11 protein-coding genes are annotated in these 11,784 nt (G+C 65.5%); 6 read left to right on the forward strand and 5 right to left on the reverse strand.

Features of this window, described 5'->3' with window-relative positions; genetic code table 11:
* The first annotated feature begins 45 nt into the window (after positions 1–45).
* Both ACOJB8_RS06030 and ACOJB8_RS06035 read left to right on the forward strand, forming a co-directional pair.
* Positions 46–1,320: a DUF2252 family protein gene (locus ACOJB8_RS06030; RefSeq protein WP_368617505.1), complete on the forward strand. Its 1,275-nt coding sequence runs from the start codon at positions 46–48 to the stop codon at positions 1,318–1,320.
* Between the two features lie 194 nt (positions 1,321–1,514).
* Positions 1,515–2,753 (forward strand): FAD-dependent oxidoreductase, encoded by a 1,239-nt coding sequence (locus ACOJB8_RS06035; protein ID WP_368603172.1) that lies wholly within the window; start codon positions 1,515–1,517, stop codon positions 2,751–2,753.
* 47 nt (positions 2,754–2,800) lie between these two features.
* Here the strand turns inward: ACOJB8_RS06035 and ACOJB8_RS06040 are convergent, their stop codons facing one another.
* A complete protein-coding gene (locus ACOJB8_RS06040) occupies positions 2,801–3,745 on the reverse strand; it encodes a LysR family transcriptional regulator (RefSeq protein WP_475011529.1) in 945 nt (314 codons plus the stop codon).
* Between the two features lie 126 nt (positions 3,746–3,871).
* Between ACOJB8_RS06040 and ACOJB8_RS06045 the strand changes: the two genes are divergently transcribed.
* Both ACOJB8_RS06045 and ACOJB8_RS06050 read left to right on the forward strand, forming a co-directional pair.
* Positions 3,872–4,513 (forward strand): glutathione S-transferase family protein, encoded by a 642-nt coding sequence (locus tag ACOJB8_RS06045; protein ID WP_475011530.1) that lies wholly within the window; start codon positions 3,872–3,874, stop codon positions 4,511–4,513.
* Between the two features lie 33 nt (positions 4,514–4,546).
* On the forward strand, positions 4,547–6,586 hold the full coding sequence (locus tag ACOJB8_RS06050; protein ID WP_475011531.1) for a 2Fe-2S iron-sulfur cluster-binding protein: 2,040 nt from the start codon (positions 4,547–4,549) through the stop codon (positions 6,584–6,586).
* A gap of 30 nt (positions 6,587–6,616) precedes the next feature.
* On the opposite strand, the gene ACOJB8_RS06055 is transcribed toward ACOJB8_RS06050, so the two are convergent.
* Positions 6,617–7,417, reverse strand: a complete 801-nt coding sequence (locus tag ACOJB8_RS06055; protein WP_406953231.1) for an alpha/beta fold hydrolase — start codon at positions 7,415–7,417, stop codon at positions 6,617–6,619.
* A 144-nt stretch (positions 7,418–7,561) separates the two neighbouring features.
* Between ACOJB8_RS06055 and ACOJB8_RS06060 the strand changes: the two genes are divergently transcribed.
* Positions 7,562–8,455, forward strand: a complete 894-nt coding sequence (locus ACOJB8_RS06060) for a LysR family transcriptional regulator (protein WP_475011533.1) — start codon at positions 7,562–7,564, stop codon at positions 8,453–8,455.
* 29 nt (positions 8,456–8,484) lie between these two features.
* Here the strand turns inward: ACOJB8_RS06060 and ACOJB8_RS06065 are convergent, their stop codons facing one another.
* Positions 8,485–9,078, reverse strand: coding sequence for a DUF308 domain-containing protein (locus ACOJB8_RS06065; RefSeq protein ID WP_475011534.1), 594 nt, complete (start codon positions 9,076–9,078; stop codon positions 8,485–8,487).
* 151 nt (positions 9,079–9,229) lie between these two features.
* Here ACOJB8_RS06065 and ACOJB8_RS06070 point away from each other — a divergent pair, with 151 nt between their 5' ends.
* A complete protein-coding gene (locus ACOJB8_RS06070) occupies positions 9,230–10,711 on the forward strand; it encodes an HD domain-containing phosphohydrolase (RefSeq protein WP_475011535.1) in 1,482 nt (493 codons plus the stop codon).
* A gap of 169 nt (positions 10,712–10,880) precedes the next feature.
* Here the strand turns inward: ACOJB8_RS06070 and ACOJB8_RS06075 are convergent, their stop codons facing one another.
* Together ACOJB8_RS06075 and ACOJB8_RS06080 are read right to left on the reverse strand one after the other, a co-directional pair.
* Positions 10,881–11,246, reverse strand: a complete 366-nt coding sequence (locus ACOJB8_RS06075; RefSeq protein WP_256094491.1) for a hypothetical protein — start codon at positions 11,244–11,246, stop codon at positions 10,881–10,883.
* A gap of 26 nt (positions 11,247–11,272) precedes the next feature.
* Positions 11,273–11,704 carry a hypothetical protein gene (locus ACOJB8_RS06080; protein ID WP_368603180.1) on the reverse strand — a complete coding sequence of 144 codons (432 nt, stop codon included), beginning with the start codon at positions 11,702–11,704 and terminating at the stop codon, positions 11,273–11,275.
* Positions 11,705–11,784 lie beyond the last annotated feature (80 nt).

Consider the following 11,784-nt stretch of genomic DNA (forward strand, 5'->3'; position numbering starts at 1 on the left):
TCGGCGTCGACGCAAATCAACGCCTGCAAAATGGGGATGACGAACATGTCCAGCAAAAAGAGCCGCGACAAACTGCCGAAAGGGACAAAGCCGAAAGTTTCGAAAGGCGCAGGGCCGTCAAAGGCGCTGCCCAAGCCCCGCGAGCGAGCGGCCATCCTGACCGGACAGCGCCGCCTGAAAATGGCGCGCTCGCCTCATGCCTACGTGCGCGGCAATACGGCCCGCTTCTACGAATGGATCGTCGAGACGAACGGCGACTCGCTGCCACGCGGCCCGGCGATCTGGATTTGCGGCGATTGCCATACCGGCAACCTCGGCCCCGTCGCGAATCAGGAAGGCAAGGTCGAAGTCCATATCCGCGACCTCGATCAGACCGTGATCGGCAACCCCGCGCACGACCTCATCCGCCTTGGCCTCTCGCTGGCGACCGCGGCACGCGGCTCCTCGCTTTCCGGTCTCACCATCGTGCACATGATGGAGGCGCTCGCAGCGGGCTACGAATCGGCGTTCGGGCCAAAGCGCGCGAAGGTCCAGATGTCCGGGCGCCCCGAGCCCGTGCATCTGGCGATGAAAGCGGCCGTACGCCGCTCATGGCAGCATCTGGCCGAGGAGCGCATTGAGGATCTCGAACCCACCATTCCACTTGGCAAGCGCTTCTGGCCGCTCACGCGCGCCGAGCGCAGGGCAATCGACACGCTCTTTCGCGACGATGCCATCGCGAGTCTGCCCACGGGCCTGCGCGGCCGCAACGATGCCGGCAAGGTCGAGGTGATCGACGCGGCGTATTGGGTCAAGGGCTGCAGTTCGCTCGGCAGGCTTCGCTATGCAGTCCTGCTCGATGTCGACGGCGGCATGATCGATGGCGACGATCTGTGTCTCATGGACATCAAGGAGGGTGTGAAAGCCGCTGCACCGCGTTACGAAGACGCATCGATGCCGCGCGACAACGCCGAGCGCGTGGTGGAAGGCGCGCGCCATCTCTCGCCCTTTCTCGGCGAGCGCATGCGGGCGTCCCGCCTGCTCGATCGCGCCGTGGTGATTCGCGAATTGCTGCCGCAGGATCTCAAGCTCGAAATCGATGAGCTAGAGGAAAGCGAGGCGCGCAAGGTCGCTTTCTATCTCGCGGCGGTGGTCGGCAACGCGCACGCACGCCAGATGGACCCGCCGACACGGCGCAGCTGGCTCGCCGAACTCCGGCGCGCTCGCTCGAAGACGATCGATGCGCCCCTGTGGCTCTGGACAAGCATCGTGCAACTGGCGAGCAGCCACGAAGCCGGCTATCTCGAACATTGCCGCCGCTATGCCACCGGCGTGAATTGAGGCAGCCTCCCGACGCTCGACCTCGTCGTCCAGATGCTTCGCATCCCGACCATCGAATCTTGCCTCCACAGCGTATGCGAGTCGCATAATAGCGCTATCCGCACGCCTCGCGGCACGCACGCTCAAGCGCCTCATGCGCCGTCGGTTTGCTGACGTCCGGGTTCGCGTCGCCGCCATGGCATGGAGGTTTTCAAATGACTCAGGGCAGCTACGACATCGTGATCGCGGGCGGCGGTCTTGGCGGCGCAACGCTTGGCCGTGCACTCGCAGGCGCCGGCGTGCGCACGCTCATCGTCGAACGCGAGACGTCGTTCAGGGACCGCGTGCGCGGCGAGGGCATGATGCCCTGGGGTGTCGTCGAAGCCCGCGCGCTCGGCATCGATCGGCTGCTCCGTGATGACGGGGCGCACGTGGTTCCGTTCTGGAGGCGATACAGCGGACTGGTGCCAGCCGAATCGCGCAACCTCGCGGATACCACTCCCGGGCACACCCCGTGTCTGGACTTTTATCATCCGTCGATGCAGCGCACGCTGCTCGACGCGGCCGAGTCATCGGGGGCCATCGTGCTGCGCGGCGCCGAGGTCGTGCGCGTCGATCAGGGTGATGCGCCAGGCAAGCCGCCTGTGGCCGAGATTCGCACGGATGGCGGCACACATCGGGTAAAAGCCCGGCTCGTGGTGGGCGCGGACGGACGCAGGTCGACGGTGCGCAGAATCGCCGGCTTCACGCTCAACCAGGATCCCGGGCGGCTGATCGTGGCGGGTGTGCTCTACGAAGGGCTCGACACGCCGGAAGATTCGGTACACCACTTCCAGTGCCCAGCGCTGGGACAGGCCGCATTGGTTTTTCCCATCGGGCATCAGCGGTTCAGGACGTACTTCGTCTCATGGGTCGGGCAGCGCGCGCACCCCATCAGCGGCAGCGGGCATACCCGCGAGTTCCTCGACGCCTGTGTCGACACGGGCGTGCCGCGCGACTGGTTCGAACGCGCGAGTGTGGTTGGCCCGCTCGCGGCTTATCCCGGCGCGGACATCTGGGTCGAGCATCCCTGCAACGGCAGCGTGGTGCTGATCGGCGACGCGGCGGCGGCCAGCGACCCGTCATGGGGATGCGGGTTGTCGTTGACGCTGCGCGACGTCAGGGTGCTGCTCGACCGTCTGCTCGCAAACGACGACTGGGAAGCCGCCGCGCATGCGTATGCCTTCGAACACGACCGCTATTACGGCGCCCTGCACCGCGTACTGGACTGGCTCACCCAGCTGCTGTACGAACGCGGCGCGAGCGCTGACGAGCGCCGCGCCCGCATCCTGCCGTGTTTCGCCATGGAGCCCGATCGCGCGCCCGATCTGCCAGGGCTCGGCCCGGAGACGCCATCGGATGAAGAGGCTCGCCGACGGTTCTTCGTCGAGGATCGTTTTCTGCCTCCGGGCTGATCGCGCGGCGCATGTTCAACGCCACGGACGTGAGCGGCCTGGCACGCCTACGCGGCACTCTTCGCGATCGTCGCCTTCAGTGCTTCGATGACCGCCCGCACCTTGCCCGACGGATAGCTCGTCGGTGCAAACACGGCCTGCACATTCAAAGGTACGCCGGACCATTCGGGCAGCAAGCGCACGAGCGCGCCGGACGCAAGATCCGCGCGCGTCGAGAAGTCGGTCAGCGCGGCAAACCCGCCACCCGCGAGGACCGCCGCGCGCGCCGACGTCGCCGTATTCACGCTCAGCGCATTCGCGCAGCGCACCCGGCGCACGGCTTTGTCCTGGCTGGCGCGGCCCACCGCGGGCCGCCGGGCATCGCGCGTCAACTCGAGCGTCGACGGATGCCGCAGCACGCTCATCGCAATGTGTGGCAAAGACGCCAATGCGTTCAGCGACTTCGGCATGCCGTGGCGCTCAACGAACGCGGGGCTCGCGACCAGCCAACGCACGTAGCTTCCTAGCTTCACCGAGCGGTAGTTCGAGTCGGGCAGATTGCCCAGCCGCACAGCCAGATCGATCCCCTCGCCGATCAGGTCGACATAGTGATCGGCGCAAACCAGTTCGATGTCGAGTTCCGGATACACGTCACGCAGATCGACAAGCGCGGGCGCGACGATCTGCGCGCCGTAGTCGACAGGCGCGCTCACTCGCAGCGTGCCGCGAGGGGGCGAGGCTTCCTCCGAGACGGCCGCTAGTGCCTCTTCCGTCATCTGCAGGATGCGGCAACTGGCGTCGTAAAACGCCCGGCCTGTATCGGTCACGGATAGCTGCCGCGTGGTGCGCGTGATCAGGCTCGCGCCGATCTCGCGTTCGAGGCGCTGCATATGCGCACTGACCATCGTCTTGGCGATGCCGAGCCGCTCAGCCGCCGCCGTAAGCGATCCCGCTTCGACCACGGCGACGAACACCGCCAGCCGGTTCAGATTCACGTCGCGTACATCCGTCATCGGCGATTGTCCACTTTCGATAGAAAATGAATGCAAGCTTAGCAGTCTTCTCGCGCGCGCAGCCATTGTCTAATCTGAACACTCCCTGTCGCTTCATCCCGAAGCGCTTTCGTTGTGGAGAACAAGATGCCAACCGCCCGTCCCGCCACGCCGATTCGCCTGTATACGGCCTTGCTCTCCGGCCACGGACACCGCGTCCGGCTGTTCCTTTCGATGCTGGATGTGCCGTTCGAGATCGTGCCGGTGGATCTCGCCGCGGGCGAGCACCGTCAGCCCGAGTATTTGAAGCTGAACCCCTTCGGCCAGGTGCCGACCATCGTCGATGGCGATACGGTGTTGTTCGATTCGAACGCGATCCTCGTCTATCTGGCGAAGCGCTACGGCGAGCCGTCGTGGCTGCCGGACGATCCGCCTGGCGCGGCAGCCGTGCAACGCTGGTTGTCGCTCGCAGCCGGTCCGATCGCGTTCGGCCCGTGCGCCGCGCGTCTCGTCAACGTATTCAAGCGCGATCTCGATCTGGCGCACGCCCAGCAAATCGCGCAGACGCTGCTGCCGTTGCTCGATGCCGAACTCGCGCACAAGCCGTTCGCCGCGGGCGATCACGTGACGATCGCCGATATCGCCGCGCATACCTACATTGCGCATGCACCTGAAGGCGGCGTGTCGCTGGAGCCGTATCCTCATCTGCGCGCATGGCTCGAGCGCGTCGACGCGTTGCCGGGCTTTGTGCCGATGCCATCGACGAAAGCGGGCCTGCTCGCCGCCTGAACGAAACTCGCACGCCGTCACCCCGAGGCCGTCATGACCGCTCTCCCCGACCTGAATCCGTACCGCGCTGCGGGGCCGTTTCACGACGGCGAGCGCGAGGCGCAATTGCGCGCGGGCGTAGCCGACGTCGCACTCGAAAACGGCTCGCGCGGCATCCGCGATTACATGCCGGACCAGCATCGCGCGTTCTTCGCGATGCTGCCGTTCATGGTGTTCGGCGGCGTCGATGCAGCCGGTCAGCCGTGGGCGACGCTGCGTGCGAACACGGCGGGCTTCGTGTCGACGCCGGACAGCCGCACGCTGCGCATCGACGGCGGCGCGCTGCCAGGCGATCCGCTCGAAGGGAGCTGGGTGCCGGGCGCGCGTATCGGCGGGCTCGGCATCCAGCCGCACACACGGCGGCGCAACCGCGTGAATGGCGTGATCGAAGCGGTCGATGGCGGCGTAGTGACGCTCGCCGTCGAGCAGAGTTTCGGCAACTGCGCGAAGTACATCAATGGACGGGAACCGGCTTTCGTCGGCAATGCGCCGGCACACGCCACAGTCGAACATGCGCAGGCACTCTCGGAAGAAGACCGTGCACTGATCGCGCGCGCGGACGTATTTTTCATCGCCACCGCCAACCTCGACGATGCAGCGGGAGCGGCGGGCGGCGCCGACGTGTCGCATCGCGGCGGCATGCCGGGCTTCGTGCGGATCGACGACGCGAGCACGCTGACCGCGCCCGACTTCAGCGGCAACAAGTTTTTCAACACGATCGGCAACCTGCTGCACGATCCGCGCGCGGGCTTGCTGTTCGTCGACTTTGCACGTGGGGATCTGTTGTATCTGGCCGTACGCGCCGAGGTGATCTGGGACGGCCCCGAGATCGCGCTATTCCCGCTGGCACAGCGGCTGGTGCGGTTTCACGTGGCAGAGGTGCGCCGCGTGCGGGAAGCCTTGCCGTTGCGATGGTCGGCGGTCGACTATGCGCCGCAGTTCGCGCAGGCTGCAACAGAATCCTCGCCAGCGGCTGCGCCGAAGAAAACCGACGCGCGCACGTGGCGCACGCTGCGCGTGGCCGAGGTACGCGACGAATCCCAGACGATCCGCTCGTTCCACTTCGAAGCAATCGACGGCGAGCCACTCGCGCCGTTCGAAGCTGGGCAGTACCTTCCGCTGCGCGTCGTCATGCCCGGAGCGGACAAGCCGCTCATGCGCACCTATACGCTCTCCGCTGCGCACGACGCCGCACGTCCGGCGCGCTACCGGATCAGCGTGAAACGCGAAGGCGCGGTGTCGCGCTGGCTGCATGAGCACGCACGCATGGGCTCGCTGATCGACACGCTGGCGCCGCGCGGCTCGTTCACGCTCGATGCACGCAGCCCGCGCGCGATCGTGCTGGCGGCGGCAGGCATTGGCATTACGCCGATGCTCGCGATGCTCGACGCGGCACTCACGCTCGAGCCTCAACGCCGCATCCACGTGTTCCACGGGACGCGCGGCGAGCACGAAAGGCCGTTCGCAGCGGTGCTGCGGAAGATCGAACGCGCGCATCCGAACGTCTCGGTGCATCTGTACGACAGCGCCGCGCCACACGACTCGCCCGACGGCGACCGGCTCGCGGGCCGCGTGAACATTGATGCGCTGCGTCGCTTCCTGCCGTTCGACGACTACGACTTCTATCTGTGCGGCCCCGAAGCGTTCATGCGCGATCTGTACGACGGGCTGCGCGCACTGAATATTGCGGACGAGCGGATCCGTTTCGAGGCGTTCGGGCCATCGAGCCTGAAGCGTGCGCCCGATCACGCTGCCGTTGCGAGCGAGGCAACGCCAGCCAGACCGGTGACCTTCGCCCGCACGGCGAAAACGGTGCGATGGCAGCCGCAGCAGGGCTCGCTGCTCGAAACCGCAGAGCGCTGCGGTACCGACGCGGTGTCCAGCTGCCGCTCGGGCATGTGCGGGACCTGCGCCACGCGCGTACTCGATGGCAGCGTGGAATACGACGAACCGCCGGAGTTCGACGCCGAGCCTGGGTTCGCGCTGATCTGCGTCGGGCATCCAGCGGCGGGCGGCGTGACGCTCGATCTCTAGCCGCCTTGCTTGCTGCATGCGTGTCCAGCGTCAGCTCGGCGCGCGCAGAAATCGCACGACTTCGTCGTTGAATCTCTCGGGAAACTCGATGTTGGAGAGGTGCACCGCCGGGAGCATCAGCAGCCTCGCGCCCGCAATCGTCTTCGCCATTTGCACGCTGTCACTCGCTGCCGTCACCGTATCGTGCTCTCCCGCAATCACCAGTGTCGGCCGTGCGATGCCCGCAAGCGACTCCCGCATATCCGCTTCCTGCACGGCGCCCCACGAACCGGCGAGCCCATGCCGGTTCGTCGTGGTCAACATCGCACGGAACGCGTCGACCACCGGATCTGCTGCCTCGAGCATGTGCGCCGGGAACCAGTTGCGCAGGAAGGTTTCGGCGGTGTCGATCATGTCATCGGCCTGCAGGACCGCCGCAATCGGTGCATCCCACCTGGCCGCCGGCCCGAGCCATGGCGCAGTATTGCTCAGCACCAGCCTGTCGATCCGGTCCGGCGCATGCACGCCCAGCCATTGGCCGACAATTCCGCCCAGCGAGAGTCCAAGAAAATGCGCGCGCGCCAGGTCGAGCGCGTCCATCAGTTCGAGGACGTCCTGCCCCAGACGCGCGAGCGGATACGGCCCCGCGGGAACGCTCGACGCGCCGTGCCCGCGCGCATCGTAGCGCAGCACGCGAAAGTGCTGCGTCAATGCGGAGATCTGCCCGTCCCACATGCGCAGCGTGGTGCCGATCGAGTTCGACAGCACGATTGTGGGATTGTCGTCGCGACCGTCGAGCCGATACGCGATACGCGCGCCGTCGGTCGTCGTGAGGAAGGAAAAGCGCGCCATGACATCTCCTGCAAAGAAGGCGCTGTCGGGCGCGGCGCCGTTCGCCGAACACCTTGTGCAACGCCAGTTGGCAGGCCGAGTATGGGTCGATCAGAATTCAAATAAAATTACAAAGATTGGACAAAAATTGTCATATAAATCGACATGGCAGATTTCACGCTTCACGACGTGCAATGCTTCGACGCCGTCATCCGGACCGGGAGCTTCCAGGCTGCCGCGAGCGCACTCCATCGATCCCATCCTGCCGTCTTTGCTGCGGTGGCTCGGCTCGAAAGCCAAACGGGGCTCGCCTTGCTCGACCGCAGTGGCTATCGCGTGAAACTGAGCGCCATGGGCCGTTCGTTTTATGAGCGCATGCAGCCACTCCTGAGCGAAGCGGAAGGCTTGCGTCAGCACGCAGCGCAACTGGCCGGCGGTGAAGAAAGCGAACTGAACGTGGTTCTTGGCGATCTGTGTCCGCGCCCGGTTGCGCTGAATCTGCTCGCGCGCTTTTTCGTCACGTGTCCGCGCACACGGCTGAATCTGCATTTCGAATCGGTCGGCGGGCCCGTAGAGCGGCTAAAGGCCGGCCAAGCCGATCTGATCCTGCATCGAGTCGATACGACCGACCTGTCACTGGAGTGGCTCGTGCTCGGCAAAGTGCGCCTGGTTCCGGTGGCGGCGCCTGGCCTGCTACCGGCGCATCAAACCGGGACGCTGCGTGCGAAGCACTTGCGCGACTACGCGCAATGCGTGATGCGCGACTCCGCCCAGCAGCCCGGCGACTCGAACTTTCTGGTCGTCGAGGGTGCGAGGCAGATCACGGTGCCCGACCAGGGCATGAAAAAGGACGTCATCATGCAGGCCCTCGCGTGGGGGCATCTGCCGGACTTCCTGATCGAAGCGGAGCTGCGTAGTGGCGCCTTGAAATCCCTTGCGAGCCGGTCGCTCCCGGGACATACGGAAACGCTGGTTGCAGCGAGGCGCCGCGACGTCTCGCATGGCCCGGTTGCACAGCGATTGTGGGCCTGCCTGCAGGCGAACGCGCCGATGATCTAGTCAGGCGACACGCCACCTGCGCCGGTGCATCAAGACGTTCTGGCCATCTTGCTTCGCAGTTGGCCAGCCGAAAGCCACAGGGCAGAGATCAGAAAGTAGACGGCGCCGACCGCTGCATAGCCCGCCACCTTCTCGATCGCAGAGGCCATCGGCGCACCGCCCTGCACGATGAAAAACACCCCGGCCAAAGCCGATTGAGCACCGCTAAGTATCATCGCCCATTGCGCACCGAAGCGCTTCCAGCGACGCACGGCGGTGCCGAGCTGAAGCAGCCCGGACAGGATGGCCCACACGCCAAACACGCCCAGCACGCCCAGCACGCCATGCGCGCCCAGCTTCAACGCCACGATCACGGCGACCGTCGTCAAGATACTGATGCCGACGTTGACGACTTGCGTACGGTTTTCATCCGCCCCGCCGCTGCGCGACATGTCGAGGTAGTTGGCCAGGGCATCCCATGCCGGATAGACGACGAGCAGTGCAGCGATTCTGGCCGGCGAATGCTGCGCGAGTGAGAAAGCCAGTGCGACCCAGGCCGCGGAAAACGCGGTCCGCACAAAGTAATACTGCCTGAGCCAGCTCTCTTCGCGAGTGAGCGTGATATCTGAGTGTCGATCAGCCATGGCAACTCCTGAACAGTTCGTGACAACGGTGCAAAGGATCGCACTCGCCTCACTTCCGCGGCATCGGTCGAATGACCGACCCTCGCGGGGTCGAATGGCGTTGTGACGTATAGTGATCGAACGCCTGACGTGCGCTCTGCCTCCCATGCCGATGACCGACGACAAAGCTGGCCTTTTCCCGCTGCGCGTGTTCGATGCCGTGAAAGCCCTCGCCTTCATCGGCGATCTGAGCATGGGCCAGCCCACCGATCATTCGCCGCGCACCGCATGGCTCGCGGCTCGCCTCGCGCAAGCCGCCCGGCTCGACGCGTCGACGATCGATACCGTGCGGGAGACGTCGCTGTTGCGCTGGTCGGGTTGCACGGCAAATGCGGCGGGCTTCGCCGACGTTTTCGGCGACGACATCCAAAGCCGCGTCTCGATGCTCGACGGCCGCACAGACTGGTTCGCGCCACTTGAATCGCGTGGCGGTGCCGCCGCGGTGCTCACGCCGCTCGCGCAGACGCACTGCGAAGTGGCGGGCGAAGTGGCGCGCATGCTGGGTCTCCCCCTCGCAACCGAAACGGCGTTGCGTCATATCTTCGAAATGTGGGATGGCAGCGGTGTGCCTGCGCATCTTGCACGCGACGCCGTGCCGGTGCCCGTGTTCGTCGTCGCGCTTGCCGGAGATCTGGAGATTTTCAGTCGCACGTATGGTGTCGAGCAGGCGCTCGGTCTCATTGCGCAACGCGCCGACACGCGCTATCCACTGCGGCTGGTCGAGACCGCGCAGCGCGGTGCGCCCGTTTGGCTCGCGGAACTGGAACGTGCGTCGGCCGCCGATCTCGACGCCGCGTTGACGACATCGCGTATGCAGCAGGCAACGTCGGCGGAACTGATCGCCGACGTCATCGACCTCAAACTGCCCTGGATGACCGGCTTCTCGCGCGCGGTCGCGGCGACGGCCGCCCGCTGTTGCGAACGTCTCACGACGGACAAGGCCGCGCACGAACGCGTCTATCGCGCAGGATTGATTCACGGAATTGGTCGGGCGGCGGTGCCCAACGGCATCTGGAATCTGAGCGCACGTTTGCCCGAAAGCGCCTGGGAGAAAGTGCGCCTCGTGCCTTACTGGACGTCGCGCGCAGGCAGGCAAGCCGGCGCGCTCGGCGACGCGGCCGAACTCGCATCGTATGCCTATGAGCGGCTGGACGGCTCGGGTTATTTTCGCGGCGCACGCGGCGAGGCCATGACGCTGGAGGCGCGCGTACTGGCTGCGTCGGTCGCGTGGGTCGCGTTGCGCTCGGCGCGTCCGTGGCGAGCCGCGCTCTCCGACGCCGCCGCCGCGCAACAGCTGCGCGACGAGGTCATGAGCGGCCGCCTGAGCGGCGAAGCGGTCAATGCGCTGCTGGCCGAAGGTGCGGTTGCGGTCAGGCGCCCCGCGAGCCCCACGGCGCAGCGCGCGCCTCTCACGCCGCGCGAAATCGACGTGCTGCGTGCCATCTCGCGCGGCGCGAGCAACAAGGAAGCCGCGCGAGAACTGGCGCTGAGTCCGAGCACTGTGCGCACGCATGTCGAAAGCGTGTTTCGCAAGTTCGCGTGCTCCACCCGCGCGGCGGCGACACTCAAGGCATCGGCAATGGGCCTGCTTTAGCGACCATCCCGATGCATTCTGGAAGAGAACGCCGCGCGTTGCCGGGTCCGGTTTCAGCCACGCGTTGCGGCTAGTGCAAATTAACAGCGTCTTTATCACTGATTGTTTGGTGGTCTCTCACGCTACCCAACTTGTTTGATCTCCTCTGCTCCCCCGAATCAGGCATGACTCAGTCTATTTCGCGTCCCCCGGCTCTGGCCGCGAACCGATCCAGCAAACACTGCAGCCGACGCTCCTGAATGTGCAGAATCCCCGGTGTGGAACGGAGCTCGAGCACGCGGGAGTGCCAATAGCTCGCGCTGAATATCGCCATCGCCTTGTCCGCGCTGATCGCGCTTTCGAGGTGCGCAATCGCCGTGTCGAGCGTGTGGACAGTGTAGGGACTCTGCGGCCGCCTTTCTGTCTCTGGCTTTATCTGAATCGTTTTCTCGCGCCCTGCCCGCTTGCCTCCCGCCTGGCTATCGCACTCCTGCGCAAGCAGGGACTGCAGGCGCTGCTCATCGAGCCCGTCATACCGGATGGAGTTGTCTCGCATCGCACCGTCTCCTCGTCGACGATCGCTCACCAATTACCGTCGAGCCTGTTCCGACGCTCGCTGACGATGACCGTCGGGCCCGGATTGTCGTGATTAACCAGGGTTGCATCAGTGCAAACGGTGCGGGCCGCTTTGGCGCCACGGCGGTGGCGTGCGACCGACTCCAGCAGGCTCAACGTGATGCAGAAACTGCGGTCGATCTGCTCCGTCCAGCACTTCTGGTCATAGGCGGCCAGGGCCTGCACGAAGACGTCGTAGATCTGGTCGGGAAAAGTCACACCGCTCGACTCGATGCGGACCATGAGCGCCCTTGCCCGAAGCAGCTCGGCCAGGATCGTCGCGTCCGGCTGGGTCGCCGGTTCAGGCTCCGGCTTGCAAGGGCGTACGCGGGTTTCGTCGTCCGACGCAAAGCGGAAAATATTCAACAGGCTTTTGAAGTCGGGATGCGGCGTATGCATGATGGTGTCCCTCATCGTCCGAACTGCAGCGACTCCATCGTGCGCGTGCCGGGATTCTGGCAAAACCGGCCATGGCGGGG

It is taken from the genome of Paraburkholderia sp. BR10141, from assembly GCF_056155635.1.